General features: G+C 70.9%; 13 protein-coding genes. 7 read left to right on the plus strand and 6 right to left on the minus strand.

The window, feature by feature from the left end:
• The first annotated feature begins 317 nt into the window (after window positions 1-317).
• From HNR76_RS09290 to HNR76_RS09315, 6 genes are all read left to right on the plus strand, one after another.
• Window positions 318-1,319, plus strand: a complete 1,002-nt coding sequence (locus HNR76_RS09290; RefSeq protein WP_162311941.1) for a glucokinase — start codon at window positions 318-320, stop codon at window positions 1,317-1,319.
• A 118-nt stretch (window positions 1,320-1,437) separates the two neighbouring features.
• A complete protein-coding gene (locus HNR76_RS09295) occupies window positions 1,438-4,110 on the plus strand; it encodes a TonB-dependent receptor (protein ID WP_162311942.1) in 2,673 nt (890 codons plus the stop codon).
• A 405-nt stretch (window positions 4,111-4,515) separates the two neighbouring features.
• Window positions 4,516-5,523: a glucokinase gene (locus HNR76_RS09300; protein WP_162311943.1), complete on the plus strand. Its 1,008-nt coding sequence runs from the start codon at window positions 4,516-4,518 to the stop codon at window positions 5,521-5,523.
• A gap of 126 nt (window positions 5,524-5,649) precedes the next feature.
• A complete protein-coding gene (locus tag HNR76_RS09305) occupies window positions 5,650-8,478 on the plus strand; it encodes a TonB-dependent receptor (protein ID WP_162311944.1) in 2,829 nt (942 codons plus the stop codon).
• A gap of 113 nt (window positions 8,479-8,591) precedes the next feature.
• Window positions 8,592-10,949, plus strand: a complete 2,358-nt coding sequence (locus tag HNR76_RS09310; protein WP_162311945.1) for a family 20 glycosylhydrolase — start codon at window positions 8,592-8,594, stop codon at window positions 10,947-10,949.
• Window positions 10,950-11,081: 132 nt separating this feature from the next.
• A complete protein-coding gene (locus HNR76_RS09315; RefSeq protein ID WP_162311946.1) occupies window positions 11,082-13,430 on the plus strand; it encodes a beta-N-acetylhexosaminidase in 2,349 nt (782 codons plus the stop codon).
• 137 nt (window positions 13,431-13,567) lie between these two features.
• Here the strand turns inward: HNR76_RS09315 and HNR76_RS09320 are convergent, their stop codons facing one another.
• Complete coding sequence (locus HNR76_RS09320; RefSeq protein WP_162311947.1) at window positions 13,568-13,975, minus strand: VanZ family protein; 408 nt, start codon at window positions 13,973-13,975, stop codon at window positions 13,568-13,570.
• Between the two features lie 24 nt (window positions 13,976-13,999).
• Window positions 14,000-15,184, minus strand: coding sequence for a class I SAM-dependent methyltransferase (locus HNR76_RS09325; RefSeq protein WP_162311948.1), 1,185 nt, complete (start codon window positions 15,182-15,184; stop codon window positions 14,000-14,002).
• A gap of 52 nt (window positions 15,185-15,236) precedes the next feature.
• Between HNR76_RS09325 and HNR76_RS09330 the strand changes: the two genes are divergently transcribed.
• Window positions 15,237-15,974, plus strand: a complete 738-nt coding sequence (locus HNR76_RS09330) for a pteridine reductase (RefSeq protein WP_162311949.1) — start codon at window positions 15,237-15,239, stop codon at window positions 15,972-15,974.
• Between the two features lie 133 nt (window positions 15,975-16,107).
• On the opposite strand, the gene folK is transcribed toward HNR76_RS09330, so the two are convergent.
• The 4 genes from folK to tsaD all read right to left on the minus strand — a co-directional run bounded on the left by folK (window position 16,108) and on the right by tsaD (window position 19,722).
• Entirely contained in the window at window positions 16,108-16,620 is a 513-nt protein-coding gene (gene folK, locus HNR76_RS09335; RefSeq protein WP_246429087.1) for a 2-amino-4-hydroxy-6-hydroxymethyldihydropteridine diphosphokinase, read from the minus strand.
• 297 nt (window positions 16,621-16,917) lie between these two features.
• Window positions 16,918-18,216, minus strand: a complete 1,299-nt coding sequence (locus HNR76_RS09340; RefSeq protein WP_425501826.1) for a mechanosensitive ion channel family protein — start codon at window positions 18,214-18,216, stop codon at window positions 16,918-16,920.
• 10 nt (window positions 18,217-18,226) lie between these two features.
• On the minus strand, window positions 18,227-18,592 hold the full coding sequence (gene folB, locus HNR76_RS09345) for a dihydroneopterin aldolase (protein WP_162311950.1): 366 nt from the start codon (window positions 18,590-18,592) through the stop codon (window positions 18,227-18,229).
• Window positions 18,593-18,636: 44 nt separating this feature from the next.
• Window positions 18,637-19,722 carry a tRNA (adenosine(37)-N6)-threonylcarbamoyltransferase complex transferase subunit TsaD gene (gene tsaD, locus HNR76_RS09350; protein ID WP_162311951.1) on the minus strand — a complete coding sequence of 362 codons (1,086 nt, stop codon included), beginning with the start codon at window positions 19,720-19,722 and terminating at the stop codon, window positions 18,637-18,639.
• Window positions 19,723-19,817 lie beyond the last annotated feature (95 nt).

Raw genomic sequence — 19,817 nt, forward strand, 5'->3', positions numbered from 1 at the left:
CTTGTCAACCTCGGGGCGTCCGGCCCATGCCCGGCGGATGTTGCCTTGCAGCATCGAGGATTTTTGCAATCGCACATGAATACGCAATTTCTTGCGGGATAATTGCCAAAAATGATGCCAATCAGGAATGACAACGCTGGCCTTCGCGCGGATTCGGCACACTCCGCGCGAATCGGGCGGAGATTCCCGCCCAGAGTTGACATCGTTGTCAGACGGCTTTCACACTCCGCCGCGTTCGCATCGCCAGGAAATCCCCGAGGGGAGGAACGGCGACGCACCATCGCCTACGGGGAATCCGCGTGCCAGCCACACCCGCCATGTCCCGGTCCGACCGGATATCGCAACCGTTCATCGCCGCGGACGTCGGCGGCACCCACGTCCGCATCGGCCTGGTGCGGCCCGGCGCGAACGGCGATGCGCCGCTGAGCATGCTCGCCTACAGCAAGTTCCGCTGCGCCGACTACGCCAGCCTGTCCGACATCGTGCGCGCCTTCCTGTCCGGCCTCGGCGCCCAGCCGGCACGGGTGGCGGTGATCGCCAGCGCCGGCTACCCCCTGGCCGACGGCAGCGTGATCGCCGCCAACCTGCCCTGGCGCCTGTCGCCGGCGCAGGTGCGCGAGGACACCGGCCTGGAGGCGGTGCACCTGGTCAACGATTTCGAGGCCGTCGCCCATGCCGTGCCGCACCTGGGCGCCAGCGAGGTGCTGCGGCTGTCCGGCCCGGCGCTCGGCGCGCCCGGCCCGCTGCTGGTGCTGGGCCCCGGCACCGGCCTGGGCGCGGCGGTGTGGATTCCCACCGCCGGGCGCCCGGCGGTCCTGGCCACCGAGGCCGGCCAGGCCGCCCTGGCCGCCACCACCGAGCTGGAGGTGGAACTGCTGCGCCAGATGCTGCGCGAGCATTCCCACGTGCCCATCGAGCACGCGCTCTCCGGGCCGGGGCTGCTCAACCTCTACAGGGCCCTGTGCGCGCTGCGCGCCGTCCGGCCCGAGTACGCGGCGCCCGGCGAGATCACCGCCGCGGCCATCGACGGCCGCGACGCCATCGCCCGCGAATGCCTGCACGTGTTCTGCGGCCTGCTCGGCAGCGTGGTCGGCGACATGGCCCTGTTCTACGGCGCCCAGGGCGTCTACCTGGCCGGCGGCATCCTCCCCCGGATCCGCCAGTTCCTGCTGGACAGCGCCTTCGTCGCCCGCTTCCTCGACAAGGGGCCCATGCGCGAAGCGCTCGAACGGGTCCCGGTGAAATTGGTCGAGCACGGGCAACTGGGCGTGGTCGGCGCGGCCAACTGGTACCTGGGAGGCCCGTCCCGGGAGAAGTGAAGCAATACGGCGCACGGGCGCCGGCAAGCAGGTGCGCGCGGCCCGCACGGGCCCGCGCACGGAAGTAGGCGCCGCGGGGTCCCCCCGGCGTTATCCAAACAATGATGGGAGAGACATCATGAAGCACCGCAAGTCAGTCCTTTCCGCCGCCATCGTGACCTGTCTGGTCCTGTCGGCCCACGTGCAGGCCCAGGAGGCGCAGGACACCGCGCAGGCCACCGAACTGGATACGGTGGTGGTGACCGGCATCCGCGGCTCGACCGAGAAGTCGCTGGACACCAAGCGCGAGGCCAACTCGCGGGTGGAAGTGGTCACCGCCGAGGACGTGGGCAAGCTGCCGGCGCACAACGTGGCCGACACCCTGCAGCGCCTGCCGGGCGTGAACATCAGCTCGTCCTCCGCCGACGAAGGCGGCTTCGACGAGGCCGACCGCGTCAGCCTGCGCGGCACCAGCCCCAGCCTCACCCAGACCCTGATCAACGGCCACTCGGTCGGCTCGGCCGACTGGTTCGTGCTCAGCCAGGGCAACAACGTCGGCCGCAGCGTCAGCTACACCCTGCTGCCGTCCGAGCTGGTCAGCTCGGTGGAAGTGCACAAGTCCTCGCAGGCCAAGCTGCAGGACGGCGGCACCACCGGCACCGTGAACATCATCACCCGCAAGCCGCTGGAGTTCGCCAAGCAGGTCACCGCCGAGGCCTCGATCGGCGCGGTGCGCTCGGACCAGGCCAAGTCCAACGATCCGCAACTGTCGGCCCTGTTCAACTACAAGAACGACGACGGCACCTTCGGCGTGATGGTGCAGGCGTTCAGCCAGAAGCGCGAGCTGCGCCGCGAAGCCCAGGAGGTTCCGGGCGGCTTCTTCCAGATCGGCGCCGACGACGGCGCGGCGGCCACCCACCCCGACCTGGTCGGCGTCTGGGCGCCGGGCCTGCTCGGCTCGACCCTGTTCGAGCAGACCCGCGAGCGCAAGGGCGGCCTGATCGAACTGCAGTTCAAGCCCAACGACGACCTGACCCTGGGCCTGAGCGGCTTCCGCTCGGACATGGACGCCAACAACTACAACCGCAACTTCATGCTGTGGGGCGGAAACTTCGCCCGTGCCCATGCGCCGGACGCCGGCTACGTGGTCAAGGACGGCGTGCTGGCCGAGGCCACGTACACCGGCGTACCGGGCCAGGACTACGCGGTCTACGACATGATCTACCGCGAAGCCACGGCCAAGAGCAGCTACGTCACCCTCGACGCCGACTGGCAGATCAACGACAACCTGGTCTCCAAGTTCCAGGCCGGCAGCACCAAGGGCGAAGGCTCGACCCCGCGCCAGTTCATCGCCGAGGTCACCCTGGCCAACGGCGGCGGCGCCAGTTGGAACAGCCACGGCAACAGCGCACCGCTGGACTGGACCGTCGGCGGCGACATCACCCCGGCCGGCGTGACCAGCTTCGGCACCTGGGGCAACCAGCAGGTCACGGCCAAGGACGAGGAGCAGTGGTTCACCGCGGACTTCAGCCATTACTTCAACAGCGGCGCCCTGTCCTCGATTGACTTCGGCGCCCGCTATGCCGACCACGAGCGTGAAGCCCTGTCGCCGGAAGGCGCGTCCCCGGGCGACATCTGGAGCGAACTGCAGAACGGCGCCACCCGCCCGTACCCCGGCGGCTTCGCCAGCAACATCGGCGGCCAGTTCCCGCGCAACCTGTGGTACTTCACCCCGGCGGCGATGAAGGAGGCGGTGCTCAACAACTCCACCTGGCTGTCCGACGACGACGGCCCGACCGGCCGCCACAACTACGGCGGCGAATGGAAGGTGGCCGAGAAGAACCTCGCCGCCTACGTCCAGGCCAACTTCGTCGGCGACCGCTGGAGCGGCAACCTCGGGCTGCGCTACGTCAGCGTGGACCAGGACATCGACACCTACCAGTCGGTCTCCGACCCTGCCAACGCCGACGTGTCCAGCCTGTTCGGCCAGTGGATCCGCCTGTTCACCAACAACAAGCACAGCCGCGTACTGCCCAGCGCCAACCTCAAGTTCGAACTGGCCGACGACCTGGTGTTCCGCTTCGCCGCTTCCCAGACCCAGACCCTGCCGGACTACTCCGCGCTGGGCGCCTCGTCCTGGGGTTCGGACCTGAACAAGACCGGCGGCGGCGGCAACCCGAACCTGAAGCCGGTGCTGTCCACCAACTTCGACGCCAACGTCGAGTGGTACTTCATGCCGCGCGGCCTGCTTTCCGTCGGCGCCTACTCGATGAACCTGAAGGACTACGTGGCCTTCGGCACCGAGACGCGGCAGTTGTTCAGCGAACTGACCAACCAGTTGGAGGACTACCTGGTCTCGGTGCCGGTCAACTCCAACGGCAAGGTCACCGGCGTGGAAGTGGCCTACGAGCAGCCGATCGGCGACAACTTCGGCATCAGCGCCAACTACACCTACGCCGACGGCAGCACCTCGCACACCTGGGCCGACGGCAGCAACAACCTGGTGGGCACCTCGAAGAACACCTACAACGTGGGCGCCTACTTCGAGAACGACGCCTTCGGCGCGCGCGTCAGCTACACCCATCGCTCGGCCTTCCTGATCGGCCTGTCCGGCGCCAACCCGTACTACCAGGACGACTTCGGCACCCTGTCGGCCGCGCTCAGCTACAAGGTCAACGACCACCTGAGCTTCACCCTCGACGCGCTGAACCTCAACGACCCGAGCATCACCTACTACCAGAGCGCGACCATCCCGACCGCGTTCTACAGCAACGGTCGCCAGTACTACCTCAACATGCGCCTGAAGTTCTGAGCGCCGCCCGCTCCGTCCGTACCCAGCACGGTACGGACGGAGTTCCCCTCCGTTCCAGTACCCTCCTCTGGCCCCGGACATCGGGGCCCTTTTTTTGGTTTCTCTCCGACCCGGAAAGGGCATGCGGCCGTCGGTACCGCCGGCCGCGATGGCGATGAAAGGCTCCCAGTTCTTTGTTGCCATGCGGCAAACAAGGCCAAGTGGCAGGAGAGATGGAATTTTCTTGCACAAATAAGCCATTGATAATTAAATGATATTTACTTCAGAAATTTATTTAGCGTATTCATTTTGGAAGATCAGGAAAATTTTCACAGTCCCTGTTGACATCGTTGTCAGCGGCAGACGACACTCGGCTCGCATTTCACACCGCCCCTGCGCGGTGTCTACGGAAAAGGGGATCCAAACGTGCTTGCTACACCCAGTTGCCTGCCTGCCCACCGCGAGCCGTTCCTGGCGGCCGACGTCGGCGGCACCCATGTCCGCGTGGGCCTGGCGTCGCGCGGCCCGGCCGACGCGCCGGTCCGGCTGCTTCACTACGCCAAGTACCGCTGCGGCGACTACGCCGGCCTGGACCAGATCCTCGAGGATTTCCTGCGGCAGGCGGCCACGCCGGTGCGCCGCGGCGTCATCGCCAGCGCCGGCTATGCGCTGGACGACGGCACCGTCATCACCGCCAACCTGCCCTGGCCGCTGCCGATGCGCAGGCTGGAGGAGCACCTGGGCCTCGAGGAACTGCGCCTGATCAACGACTTCGAGGCGCTGGCCCACGCCGCCGTGCAGGTCGACGCCAGCCAGGTCCTGCAGTTGTCCGGCCCCTCGGCCACGCCCCGCGGCCCGATCCTCATCCTCGGCCCCGGGACCGGCCTGGGCGCGGCGGTGTGGATTCCCACCGCCGGCCAGCCCGTGGTCCTGGCCACCGAGGCGGGACAGGCGGCCCTGGCCGTCGGCACCGACCTGGAGATGGCGCTGCTGCAGCAGATGCTCGGCCAGCGCTCCCACGTCTCCATCGAGCAGGCGCTCTCCGGGCCGGGCCTGATGAACCTCTACCGCGCGCTGTGCGCGCTGCGCGGCGCGGCCCCAGCGCTGACCACGCCGGGCGAGCTCACCGCGGCCGCCATGGGCGGCGGCGACCCGATGGCGCGCGAGAGCCTGGACGTGTTCTGCGGCCTGCTCGGCAGCGCCGTGGGCGACATGGCCCTGCTCTACGGCGCCCAGGGCGTCTACCTGGCCGGCGGCATCCTGCCGCATATCCGCCAGTTCCTGGTGCAGAGCGATTTCGTCGGCCGCTTCCTCAACAAGGGCCCCATGCGCGAGGCGCTGGAGCGGGTGTCGGTCAAGTTGGTCGAGCACGGGCAGTTGGGCGTCATCGGCGCGGCCAGTTGGTACCTGGCGTCGCATGTTCAGGAGAAGTGAGGCAGTTCGGCGCCGGAAGCGCCGAAGGGAGTAGGGACGGGACGTTCCCGGCCATCGGGCCGAGCGCCCGAAGCGTTCGCCGCCGGGGTTCCCGGCGAATTCGAAAATAATGATGGGAGAGACATCATGAAGTACCGCAAGTCAGTCCTTTCCGCCGCCATCGTGACGTGCCTGTCGGTATCGGCGCACGTCCAGGCGCAGGAAGCCCCGGCCACGCAGGCCGACGAGCAGGCCACCGAGCTGACCACGATCACCGTCGTCGGCATCCGCGGCAGCCTCAAGCAAGCGCTGGACAGCAAGCGCGACGCCGACGCGATCATCGACGTGGTCACCGCCGAGGACGTGGGCAAGTTCCCGGCCACCAACGTGGCCGAGGCCATCACCATCATCCCCGGCGTGACCATCGACAAGGCCTTCGGCCAGGGCGAGAAGGTCTCCATCCTGGGCACCGACCCGGCGCTCAACCGCACCCTGCTCAACGGCCAGACCGTGGCCTCGGCCGACTGGTTCATCACCGACCAGCCCGGCCGTACCTTCAACTACTCGCTGCTGGCCCCGCAGGTCGTCAGCAAGGTCGAGGTGTACAAGTCGCCGGAAGCGTGGCTGGACGAGGGCTCGGTCGGCGGCACCGTCAACATCTCCACCCGCAAGCCGCTGGACCTGGACCGCACCACCATCTCCGGGGCGGTGAGCTACCTGCACAACGACCGCATCGGCACCGGCGACCCTTCCGTCTCGGCCCTGTTCGGCTGGAAGAACGATGCCTCCAACTTCGGCGTGATCGTCTCGGCGCAGCGCTCGCACGAGGGCATCCGCCGCGACGGCATCGAGTCCTACGGCACCGTGACCGGCGAGAACTACATCGATGGCCGGGGCGGCGGCGGCTCGATCAACAACCTGCCGATCGACTGGTCGCTGCCGGCCGACGCCGACGGCAACTGGCAGACCAAGCCAGCCTCGTGCCAGGGCAGTTGCGCCACCACCCTGCTGGCCAACCCCGGTGCGGTCGGCCCGAACTCGATCAGCGCCCACTACTTCGAGCAGCAGCGCGAGCGCGACACCCTGTCGCTGGCGCTGCAGTTCAAGCCGCACGAGAAGCTGGACATCGAGTTCAACGCGCTCGACGTGAAGGCCGGCTACGACAACATGAGCCACTCCATGTTCGCGTTCAACGGCAACGACTACAACGGCCTGATGAAGATGACCGACCTCACGGTCGATGGCGGCGTCATCACCAAGGCCACGTTCGAGAACGCGCTGGTGGTGTACGACCTGATCAACCGCCAGGCCACCGTGGACACCGACTCCTACGACCTGAAGGCCACCTGGAACGACGAGCGCTGGTTCGCCTCGGCCCATGCCGGCACCTCCAAGGCCACCGGCGGCACCGGCCGCCAGGTCTACGGCGAGTTCCTGAACTGGTCCGACTACAGCTACGACATCAGCGGCAACCGCAGCCTGACCTTCAGCGGCAACAATCCCTTCCTCGATCCCTCCGCCTTCCAGATCGACGGCGGCTGGGCCGGCGCGTCGGGCAGCCCGGAGAACAGCGACTGGAACACCGGCTGGGGCGGCAACATCGTGTTCAAGCCGACCACCGACGAGGAAAAGTACGCCCAGGTCGACTTCGGCATCCGCCTGGACTCGCCGATCTACCAGGTCCGCTTCGGCCTCAAGCGCCGCGAGCACAAGACCACCCAGACCATGGGCGGCGTTTCCCTGGCCGCGGTGGCCGGGTACGGCAACGCGACCGCCGACATGTTCGACCCGCGCTCGCTGCCGGGCAACTACCTCAGCGGCTTCAGCGGCGTGGGCGACCTCGACAGCCGCTTCACGATCGACGGCTGGGCGCTGTCGGACTACATCCTGAGCGGCGACTGGCTGGCGCCGTGGCAGACCATGCCGCAGCCGAGCACCTTCAGCCACGCCGACTTCGTCTCCAACACCTGGGCCGTGTCCGAGGACGTGAACGCCGCCTACCTGCAGGCCGACTACAGTTGGGACCGGCTGCGCGGCAACTTCGGCGTGCGCCTGGTGGAGACCGAGTCCGACAGCGTGGGCTGGCAGTGCCGCGTCAGCGCCGACTGCACCTCCACCGCCGCGGCCAACAACGGCGTCCACACCTACGAGCTGGTCAGCGTCAAGAAGAAGTACCGCGACGTGCTGCCCAACCTCAACGTGGTGTTCGACGCCACCGACACCGTGGTCCTGCGCGGCTCGGCGGCCAAGGTCATCGCCCGCCCCAACTACGGCGACATGTCCAACTACCTGTGGCTGGGCCCGCAGACCCGCACCGGCGGCGGCGGCAACCCGAATCTGGAGCCGTACGAGTCCACCAACCTGGACATCTCGGCCGAGTGGTACTTCGCCGAGAACGCCATCCTGGCCGCCACCGCGTTCCGCAAGAACGTCGACAGCTACATCCTCTACACCACCCGGACCGAGCAGCACCGCAACGAATCCAACGGCCAGGTCGAAGCGTTCACCGTGTCCCGCCCGGAAAACGCGGGCAGCGCCAAGGTGGAGGGCGTATCGCTGGCGTTCCAGCAGAGCTTCGGCGCCGGCTTCGGCCTGCTGGCCAACTACACCTACGCCGATGCCAAGGCCGACAACGGCGACCACCTGCCGTACAACTCGAAGGAGCAGCTCAACGTCAGCCCGTTCTTCGAGAACGACCGCTGGAGCGCGCGCGTCACCTACTCGTGGCGCTCGAAGTACTACACCAGCGTCGACCGCGGCAACTACCTGGTCACCGACGACTACGACTCCCTGGACGCCAGCATCAACTTCAGGATCAACGACTACCTGAGCCTGGGGCTGGACGGCATGAACCTGCTGGACAGCAACTACTACACCTATGCCGAGGTTCCCGGGATCGCGAACACGGACAAGCTGGTCCGCGGCGACTACCGCACCGGCCGCCGCCTGATGGCTTCGCTTCGGTTCCAGTTCTGATCGAGGCATGATCGGCGGACGGCACGGGCCGTCCGCCGGAAACATGGGAACGGCGGGCCTGGAGCGATCCGGGCCCGCTTCCGTTCCCGCACCGCAACACCGGAGGAAACGAAATGACGATCCATTCCAGCGGTCTTCCGCATCGATGGCGCGCCCTCGGGATCGCCGGGCTGCTCGCGGCGCTGGCCGCCTGCGGCGGCGACCCGGCCGGCCATGGCCCCGCCGCCCAGGCGCCGGACGCCGCCCCCGCCCGGGTTTCGCTGATCCCGCAGCCGGCGCGCATCGAGCCGGCACAGGGCCGGTTCGTCCTGACCGCCGCCACTCCGCTGCTGGCCGAGGGCGAGCAGGCCCGCACCGTGGCCGCGCAGTTCGCCGCGCTGCTGGCCAAGGGCCGCGGCCTGGCGCCGGAACTGGCCGCCGACGGCGCCGGCGGCGAAGGCGCGATCCGCTTCGCCATCGACCCGGCCCGCGCGACGGGCGCCGAGTCGTACCGGCTGGACGTCTCGCCGCAGGGCGTGGACGTCGTCGCCGGCGACGCGGCCGGCCTGTTCTACGGCGCGATGACCCTGCTGCAACTGGCCACGCTGGACGACGCCGACACGGTGGCGCTGCCGGCGCTGCGCATCGAGGACGCGCCGCGCTTTGGCTGGCGCGGCTTCATGCTCGACCCGGCGCGCCATTTCTGGAGCGTGGAACAGGTCAAGCAGGTCATCGACGCGATGGCGCTGCACAAGCTCAACACCCTGCACTGGCACCTCACCGACGACCAGGGCTGGCGCATCGAGATCAAGCAGTACCCGAAGCTGACCGAGATCGGCGGCTGCCGCATCCCCGCCGGCGACGGCGGCATCGACCCGGCCAGCGGCCAGCCGCGCCCGTACTGCGGCTTCTACACCCAGGACCAGGTGCGCGAGGTGGTGGCCTACGCCGCCGCGCGCCACATCTCCATCGTCCCGGAGTTCGACGTCCCCGGCCATGCCACCGCGGCGATCGCGGCCTACCCGGAACTGGGCACCCTCGACACGCCGCTGGTGCCTTCCAGCGAGTGGGGCGTGTTCCCCAACCTGTTCAACACCGAGGAGGCCACGTTCCGCTTCCTGGAGAACGTGATCGCCGAGATGGTGCCGCTGTTCCCCGGCCCCTACTTCCACATCGGCGGCGACGAGGCGGTCAAGGACCAGTGGGAGGCCTCGGCGCGCGTGCAGCAGCGCATGCGCGAGCTGGGCGCCAAGGACGAGATGGCGATGCAGAGCCTGCTGGTCGCGCGCCTGGAGAAGTTCCTCGCCGGCCATGGCAAGCGCCTGATCGGCTGGGACGAGATCCTGGAAGGCCCGCTGCCGGCGCAGGCCACGGTGATGTCCTGGCGCGGCGGGGAGGGCGCGCTCAAGGCCGCGCGCGAAGGCCACGACGTGGTGATGGCGCCCTCCGGCGACCTGTACCTGGACTACCTGCAGACGTCCTCGCCGCAGGAGCCGCCGGGCCGCCCGGCCACGATCACCCTGCAGCAGGTCTACGACTTCGAGCCGGTGCCGGCGGAACTGGAGGCCGAGCGGCAGGGGCACATCCTCGGCCTGCAGGCCAACCTGTGGACCGAGCACACCCGTACCTTCGAGCGCCTGCAGCACCACATGTTCCCGCGCCTGGCGGCGGTGGCCGAGACCGGCTGGACGCCGGCCGCGCGCAAGGACTACCGCGACTTCCTGCAGCGCCTGCCGGCGCAGTTGCGCCGCTACCAGCGCTGGGGCATCGGCTACGCGCTCACCCCGTTCCAGGTGGACGCGGTGGCGCGGGACGAGCGCGCCACCGGCACCGCCACGGTGACCCTGTCCAACCCGCTGGACTACGAGGTGCGCTACACCACCGACGGCGGCGAACCGCAGGCGGACTCGGCGCTGTACTCGGCGCCGCTGCCGGTGACTCTGCCGGCGACGGTGCGCGCGGCGGCGTTCTTCGAGGGCCGGCCGCTGGCGCCGGCGCGCGACTACGCCTACGACGCGGCCTCGCTGCGGGTGCGCAGCGACGAGCAACTGGCCACCTGCCCGGCGGCCGGCGACCTGCTGCTGCGGCTGGAGGACGACGGCCCGGCCGATGGCGAGCGCGCGATCTTCAACCTCACCATCTTCTACCCGTGCTGGCTGTGGAGCGAGGCGGACCTGGACGGGGTGGCGTCGATCAAGGTGCGCGCCGGCACCATCCCCTACTACTTCCAGCTTGCCCACGACGAGCCGCACCGGCGCTTCGAACCGGCGCGCTCGGCGCATGGGGAACTGGACATCCTGGCCGACGGCTGCGAGGGCGAGCGCATCGCCAGCGTGCCGCTGCCGGCCGCGCCCGAGGCGGACGGCTTCGTCGAGCTGACCGCCGCCCTGCCGCAGGGCCTGTCCGGGCGCCAGGACCTGTGCCTGCGCTTCACCGGCGATACCCGTCCGCGGACCTGGGTGCTGGACCGGGCCACGCTGCAGTTGCGTTGACCTTCGGCCGTGCGGGGCGGCATTCCCCGCACGGCCTTCTCCCTTTCCGTTCCGCTGCGCCGCCATGCGACTCCGGCGGCGCCCGGGCATGCGGGATACCCGGCCGCCCGCCGTTTCCGAAAAGGATCGATCATGACCGTCCCCTGCCGTCCCCTGCTCCCGCTGGCCGCCATGCTGGCCCTGGCCATGGCGGGCACCGGCGCCTGTGCGCATGCGCACGCCGAGGTCGCCGCCGCGGCGCAGGTGCGCGGCGCGCCCTTGATCCCCCGCCCCGCCTCGATACGGCCGGCCCCGGGCCGCTTCCTCGTCGACGCCGGTACCGCGGTGCGGGCCGAAGGCGCGGCCGCCGCCGAGGTGGCGCGGCAGTTCGCCGGCCTGCTCGGCGACACCACGCCGATCCGCCTGGCCGCGCCGCTGGACGGCGACGAGGCTTCCGCCGCCGGCATCGTGTTCCGGCTGGACGCCAACGCCGGCGAGGCGTCTCCGGAAGCCTATTCGCTGGACATCGGCCCGCGGCGCATCCTGGTCCGGGCCGGCGACGCGCGCGGCCTGTTCTACGGGGCGATGTCGCTGTGGCAACTGCTGGCCGGCCAGCAGGCCGCCGCGGTGTGGCTGCCGGCCATGCGCATCGAGGACGCGCCGCGCTTCGGCTGGCGCGGGCTGATGCTCGACTCGGCGCGCCATTTCCAGAGCGTGGAGCAGATCAAGTCGCTGCTGGACGCGATGGCCGTGCACAAGCTCAACACCTTCCACTGGCACCTGACCGACGACCAGGGCTGGCGCATCCAGATCGAGCGCTACCCGAAGCTGACCCAGATCGGCGGCTGCCGCATCCCCGCCGGCGAGGCCGGCACCGGCGCCGACGGCACGCTCCACCCGTACTGCGGCCACTACACCCGGGAACAGATCCGCGAGGTGGTCGCCCATGCCGCCGCGCGCCACATCACCGTGGTGCCCGAGATCGACGTGCCCGGCCATGCGCAGGCCGCGGTGGCCGCGTATCCGGAGCACGGCGTGGTCGACGGCCCGACCGAGCCTTCGCACAACTGGGGCGTGAACCCCTACCTGTTCAACCCGCGCGAGGAAACGGTGCGCTTCCTGGAGGACATCCTGGAGGAAGTGATCGAGCTGTTCCCCGGCCCCTACGTGCACATCGGCGGCGACGAGGCGGTCAAGTACCAATGGCAAGCCTCGCCGCAGGTGCAGGCCCTCATCGGCGAGTTGGGCCTGAAGGACGAGGAGGCGCTGCAGTCGCACGTCCTCAAACGCCTGGAGGCGTTCCTGGAGGCGCGCGGCCGCAAGCTGATCGGCTGGGACGAGATCATCGAGGGCGGCCTGCCGCCGCAGGCGACGGTGATGTCCTGGCGCGGCATCGAGGGCGGCATCGAGGCGGCCACCCGCGGCCACGACGTGGTGATGGTGCCGGGCGACACCCTCTACCTGGACTTCCTGCAGACCGACCTGCCGGACGAGCCGCCGGGCCGGCCGAAGTTCACCTCGATGCAGAAGATCTACGCCTTCGACCCGGTGCCCGGGGTCCTGACCCCGGCGCAACGCGCGCACGTGCTGGGCGTGCAGGCCAACGTCTGGACCGAGCACATGCGCACCTTCGAGCGCGTGCAGCACAACGTGTTCCCGCGCCTGTCGGCGCTGGCCGAGATCGCCTGGACGGCGCCGGCGCGCAAGGACTACGGCGACTTCCTGGCGCGCCTGCCGGCGCAGTTGCAGCGCTACCGCGCGCTGGGCATCCCGTACGCGCAGACCGCGCTGGCGGTGGCGCTGCAGCGCCGCGACGACCGCGCCACCGGCACCGTCACCGCCGCGCTGTCCAATCCGCTGGGCTACCTCGACATCCGCTACACCACCGACGGCAGCGCGCCGACGGCGCAGTCGGCCGCCTACACCGCGCCATTGACGCTGGAGGTGCCGACCGAGCTGAAGGCGGCCGCCTTCTTCGACGGCAGGCCGCTCGCCGACCGGCCCAGCGCCTGGCCGCTGGACGGCGCATCGCTGCTGACCCGCACCGACAAGACCCTGGCCCCATGCCCGCGGGGCGGTCGCCTGCTGCTGCGCCTGGAGGACGACAACCCGCCGGAAGGGCCGCGCGCGAGCTTCGACGTGACCATTTTCCACCCGTGCTGGCAGTGGCAAGGCGCGCAACTGGACGGCATCGCCGCGGTGAAGGTGCGCGCCGGGCGCATCCCGTACAACTTCGGCCTGCTGCGCGAGGAGGAATCCACGCGCGGCTACCGCGCGCCGGTGGCCGCGCACGGCGAGTTCGAGGCGCGCGCCGGCTGCGACGGCCCGGTGCTGGCCTCCGTCCCGCTGCCGGAGCATCCGGGCGCGGACGGCTTCGTCGAGCTGGAGGCGCCGCTGCGTGCCGCCCCCGATGGCCGCACCGACCTGTGCCTGACCTTCAGCGGCGATACGCGCCCGCAGATGTGGGTGCTCGATCGAGTGACGCTACAGCCCGGCCGATGAGATCGCGCGGCGGCGGGCGCGGGCCCCGGCCTGCGATCGCCCTGCCTGCGCGCCGGGCTCCCTGCCTCCGGAACCTGTCGCCCGCTGGAGCCGGCTCCTATCAAGAAGCGGGGGCGGGGCTGTAGCGCCCCACCGCTTCATCCGCCCCGGGGGCGGGCGAGGCGCCGCTCCAGGCGCAGCAGCGCATCGCGCCACGGCGACAGTGCGGTGAGCAGGCCCAGCCCCACGCCCAGCGCATTGGCCACAGCATCGGCCATGTCGGCCTGGCGGGTGACGGTCAGTGCGCCCTGCGCCCACTCCAGCGCCATGCCCAGCAGCGCCAGGCCCGCGCCCGCGACAAGCAGGCGCCAGCGCCCGGCCAGCACCTGCACCGCGGCCGCCGACAGCAAGGCATAGGCGAGCAGGTGCTCGAGCTTGTCGCCATGCCGCGGCAACGGCAGCGGCGGCGGCGGAACCAGGCTCAGGACCACCACCAGCGCCACCGCCGCGCACCACAGGCCCAGCCACAGCCCGGGCCGGCGGAACGGCTTGAGCGTACCCTTCATGGCGCGCGCTTCATGGCTGGCCGCTCACAGCCGCCAGGTCAGGTCGCCCAGCAGGAACATGGCGTCCAGGTCGACGTCGCGCGAGAACGCCATCGCCTGGAAGCGCTCGCCCATCTGCTCGGGCAGGGTCAGGCGCTTGAGTTCCTGGCGCAGGCGCAGGGCGCCGGCCTCGTCGGTGCGCGCCAGCGCCTGCTCCAGCAAACCGTCAACGCCGTTGCCCAGCAGGAAGCTGGCCTGGCTGCAGTAGCCGGCCAGCTCGAAGCCGGCGCCGGTACCGGCCTCGGCCAGTGCGGTGAAGTCCACCGAGGCGGTGATGTCCTGCAGGCCGGGCCAGCGCAGCACGTCGTCGTGCATGCGCTGGCGGTAGAACGCGCGCAGGGTGCCGTCGGCGCGCTGCGGCAGGTAGTACTCGCGGCGCGGATAGCCGTAGTCGAAGAACAGCATCGCGCCCGCGCCCAGGCCGCCGGCCACCGCCTGCAGCCAGTAGGGCAATTGCGGCAGCAGCTCGGACCGGTAGCCGTCGGGCAGCGGCGCCTCCAGGTACTGCTCCACGTGGCGCACCGCGGCGCGCAGCAACGCATCGGCCGGCCGGTCCACGCGCACGAAGGCGCCATGGCCGTCCAGCGCCACGTGTTCCTCCAGCACCTCGCCCTGGCGCACGGCCAGGCGCGGCGTGGGCAGCGCGTCGATCACCTCGTTGGCGAACAGCACGCCGTCCCAGGCGTCCTCGAACGGGCGGTCCAGCCACTCCACCAGGGCGAACACCGGCGGGATCAGCATGCGCTGCAAGTGCTCGCGCTGGCGCTGGCGCAGGTCCGCGCTCGGTTCGAGGATGGCGTAGCGGTCCGGCAGCGCGTCCAGTTGCAGCAGGCGCTTGAGCGCGACCTCGGCGAACGCGCCGCTGCCGCCGCCCAGCTCCAGCACCCGCGCCTGCGGGCCGAGCTGGCGCAAGACGCCGGCCAGCGCGCCGGCCACGGTGGCCGCGAACAGGCGCCCGGACTCGGGCGCGGTGACGAAATCGCCGCCCTGGCCGAACTTGGTGCTGCCGGCGCTGTAGTAGCCCAGCCCCGGCGCGTACAGGCACAGCTCCATGAAGCGCGAGAACGGGATGCCGCCGCCGGCCCGGGCGATTTCGGCGCGGATGTGCGCCGCCAGTGCATCGCTGTGGCGCAGGGCGTCCGGATCGGGGGCAGGCAGGTGGGCGTGCATCGTGGGGGGCGGGCGTGGACAATGGTCAGGATAGCCGAGCGGACCCTGCCGCATGCCCCATCCCCGTCCCGTCGCCCTGGTGACCGGCGCGGCGCGCCGCATCGGCGCGGCGATCGCCCGGCGCCTGCATGCGCACGGCTTCGACCTGGCCCTGCATCACCTCGGCTCCGGCGCCGAGGCCGCGGCGCTGGCGGCGGAACTGGAGGCCGTGCGCAGCGGCGGCACGCTGGTGCTGCGGGCCGACCTGGCCCGGTTCGACCGCCTGCCGGAGCTGGTGGCCGCCTGCATCGGCCGCTACGGCCGGCTCGACGCGCTGGTCAACAACGCCTCCCTGTTCCATCCCACGCCGGTGGGCAGCGCCGTGCCGGCGCAGTGGGAGGCGCTGTTCGCGGTCAACGCGCGCGCGCCGTTCTTCCTGGCCCAGGCCGCCGCCCCGCACCTGCGCGCCGCGCGCGGGGCGATCGTCAACCTCGCCGACCTGTACGCACAGCGGCCGCTGCACGACCACGCCCTCTACTCGGCGACCAAGGCCGCATTGGTGTCGCTGACCCGCGCCCTGGCCCAGGAGCTGGCGCCGCAGGTGCGGGTGAACGCGGTGGCGCCGGGCGCGATCCTGTGGCCGGAACAGGCACAGGCGCACGCCGCGCGGCAGTCGATCCTGGCGGCCACCGCGCTGGGACGCATCGGCGCACCGGAGGACATCGCCGCGGCGGTGCACTGGCTGCTGTCGGCCGAGGCCGGCTACGTCACCGGCCAGGTGCTGCACGTGGACGGCGGGCGCACGCGCTGAGCGCACGCCCCGGGCTTTCCCACGACGCCGGGGAGCGCCCCCGCCCTCGCAGGCACCGGCTTCGGCCGGCGACAGGCCCAGGAGGCGGAGAAGAACGAGCGTGACCGGCGGAGATCGCCGACCGAAGCCGCACCTACAACAGCACCGTCTCGAAGGACTCCTCGCGCTGCGGGTGCGCGCGCCACAGCTCGGCCAGGGTGCGGCCGCTGAGCGGTTCGACGAACTCCGGGGCGATGTCGGCCATGGGCTTGAGCACGAACGCATGCTTCAGCTCCGGCCGGGGCACCCGCACGCGCGCGCCCTCGCGCAGGACCAGGTCGCCGTAGAACACCACGTCCACGTCCAGGGTGCGGTCGGCCAGGCGCGGGCCGTCGCGGCGGCGGCCATGGCGGTCCTCCAGGGCGTGCAGCCAGTCCTCCAGCGCCGGCAGCGGCATGCAGGTGCGGAGGCCGGCGGCGTTGTTGAGGAAGGCGGCGCCATCGAAGCCCACCGCCGGCGTGCGGTAGGCCGGCGAGACCGTCATCGGCCCGAACGCGGCGCGCAACTCGTCCAGCGCGGCGCGCAGGTGGCGTTCGGGGTCGATGTTGCTGCCCAGACTGAGCAGCACCAGGACGGGATCGCGCGCGGCGGCGCTAGGCATCGGCATGCCGGGTCCCGACACTCAGGACGATGCCGGGCGCGGATGGCCGGCCCGGACCTGCGCTGGCCGCGGCAGGCCGGCCGTCCGCGAAGCGGCGCGCACTGCCTCCACGGCACGCTCCGGCCACGCGGTGGAACCGGGGCGGCGCCGGGGTGCCGCCGCGTGGCATGCAGGCGCACGCCCGGGCGCGGCCGGGCCCTCGTCCACCTCGATGCCGGCGCGATGATTCATGGAAGGCCCGTGGGATGCTGCGCCGCGATTCTATGCAGCGGCCCGCGCCGTGACCAGCGCCGGCCGCGCCGCCTAGCGGGACGGCACCAGGTCCGGACCGTCCCCGCGGGCGTCGACCAGGGTGCGGAAGTCCGCGCCGGCCGGGTTCTGGAACACCCGCAGGCCGAACTCCGGCAAGATCGCCAGCAGGTGGTCGAAGATGTCGGACTGCGCACCCTCGTACACCGCCCAGCGCGTGTCGTTGGTGAAGCAGTACACCTCCAGCGGGATGCCGGTGGCGCCCGGCTGCAACTGCCGCACCAGCAGGGTCAGCTCCTGGTGCACGCGGGGATGGCGGCGCAGGTAGCGCTCCACGTAGGCGCGGAAGGTCCCCAGGTTGGTAACCCGGCGCGCGTTGAACGGCAGCTCGCCGTCGGCGCCCAGGCCCGCGTTCCACTCGGCCAGCTCGCGCTCCTTGCCTTCCAGGTAGTCGCGCAGCAGGACGAAGCGCTTGAGCCCGGCGCGCTCCTCGGCGCCGAGGAAGCGCACGCTGGACTGGTCCAGGTACAGCGCGCGCTTGATCCGGCGCCCGCCGGTCTCGTGCATCCCGCGCCAGTTCTTGAACGACTCGCTGATCAGTTTCTTGGTCGGGACCGTGGTGATGGTCTTGTCCCAGTTGCGCACGGTGATGGTGTGCAGGGCGATGTCGATCACGTCGCCGTCCGCGTTCTGGCTGGGCATCTCGATCCAGTCGCCCAGGCGCACGCGGCCGTCGCCGCTGATCTGCACGCTGGCCACCAGCGAGAGAATGGTGTCCTGGAAGATCAGCATCAGCACCGCGGTGGCCGCGCCCAGGCCGGTGACCAGATGCAGCAGCTTCACCCCGGCCAGGGTGGCCACGATCGACAGCCCGGCCAGCACGTAGATCGCGATCTTGGCCACCTGCAGGTAGCCCTTGATCGGCTTGTTGCGCGCATCCGGCCGGCGCTCGTACAGCTCGTTGGCCACGTCCAGCGCGTGCGAGAGCGCCAGCGCCAGAGTCAGCACCACCCACGCCTGGCAGGCGCCGTGGATGAAGGCCGACAACGCCGGCGGCAAGCCCGGGATCCAGCCGATGCCGGCGGAGACGACCAGCGCCGGCACCACGTTGGCCAGGCGCGGGACCACCCGCATGCGCACCGCCCCGGAATGGCCGGGCTGGCGGGCCATCAGGTCGAGCAAGCGGCGCAGCGCGCGCAGCAGGATGCGGCGGGTGACGAAGTTGGCCAGCCAGGCGGCCAGCAGCAGCGCGGCCAGCAGCAGGGCCGGCCAAACCCAGGGCCAGGGCGCCAGCGCCGCCTGCGTCCGTTCCAGCCAGGGGAACGCCACCGGCGCCACCGCGCCCGCCATCATCGGCATCCGCTCAACCTCCGTTCGCCGCGGCCGTGCGCTCGATCACCACGCCCACCGCCTGCGCGCCGCGCACCGCGCCGGGCTTGCCCAGCCTCAGCCGCACCCATTGCACGCCGAACTCGGCGATCACGATTTCCGCGCAACGCTCGGCCAGGGTCTCCACCAGGCCGAAGCCGGATTGCTGCACGTACTCGATCAGGCGCTTGCTCACCGCCTTGTAGTCCAGGGTGTCGGCGATGTCGTCGCTGGCCGCCGGGCGGCGGTTGTCGAAGGCCATTTCGACGTCCAGGCGCAGGGTCTGCCGGATCCGGCGCTCCCAATCGTAGATGCCGATCAGCGCGTCGACCTCGAGGCCTTCGATGAATACCTTGTCCATGCGGGCGTAGATGCGGGCGGAGGTGGGGATCGTACGGCCTTTTGCTATTCCGGGCCGCCCGCGCCCGCCCGCGGCGCGGCCGCGAGCGGCGGCAGCGCGGCCATGTCCCAGCGCGGGGCGATCTTCACCTGCGCGTCCTCGCGCTGGCCCGCTTCCAGCCGCAGCGCGCCGGCGAAGGCGATCATCGCGCCGTTGTCGGTGCACAGCGACGGCCTCGGGAAACAGGCGCGGCCGCCACGCTGCGCGCACATGGCCTGCAGCCTGGCGCGCAGGCGCGTGTTGGCGCCGACGCCGCCGGCCACCACCAGGACGTCGCAGCCAGCCGCGTCCAGCGCGCGCTCGCACTTGATCGCCAGGGTGTCCACCACCGCGTCCTCGAAGCCGCGGGCGATGTCGGCGCGGGTGCGCGCGCTGCGGTCGGACTGCTGCCAAGCCAGCAGCACCTGGGTCTTCAGCCCGCTGAAGCTGAAATCCAGCCCGGGGCGGTCGGTCATCGGCCGGGCGAAGCGGTACGCGCCCGCCGTGCCCTGCTCGGCCAGCGCCGCCAGTTGCGGGCCGCCCGGGTAGGGCAGGCCCATCAGCTTGGCGGTCTTGTCGAAGGCCTCGCCGGCCGCATCGTCCAGGGTCTCGCCCAGCAGCCGGTAGCGGCCGATGGCCTCCACCGCGACCAGTTGGGTATGCCCGCCCGACACCAGCAGGGCCACGAACGGGGCCTGCGGCGGGTCGTCCTCCATCAGCGGCGCCAGCAGGTGGCCTTCCATGTGGTGCACGGCCACCGCCGGCACGTCCAGCGCCCAGGCCAGCGCCCGCGCGGTGCCGGCGCCGACCAGCAGCGCCCCGGCCAGGCCCGGGCCGGCGGTGTAGGCCACCCCGTCCAGGTCCGAGGCCGTCATCCCGGCCTCGGCCAGGGTCTGCCGGATCAGCGGCAGCAGCTTGCGCACGTGGTCGCGGCTGGCCAGCTCCGGCACCACCCCGCCGTATTCGGCGTGCAGGGCGATCTGGCTGTAGACCGCGTGGGCGCGCAGCCCGCCGGCGCCGGCCGCAACCTGCCCGGTACCGGGTACGGCGGCGGTGTCGTAGACGGCCACGCCGGTTTCGTCGCAGGAGGTTTCGATGCCGAGGACGCGCATGGACTGCCAGCAGGGGAGCGTGAATACGGGGGAGGGACCGGCTTGCAGCCGGCCCCGGAGCATGGCTATGATACGCGGCTCACCGGGCAAGGCCC

Source organism: Pseudoxanthomonas broegbernensis (assembly GCF_014202435.1).
In the GTDB taxonomy this organism is placed as follows: Bacteria; Pseudomonadota; Gammaproteobacteria; order Xanthomonadales; family Xanthomonadaceae; genus Pseudoxanthomonas; species Pseudoxanthomonas broegbernensis.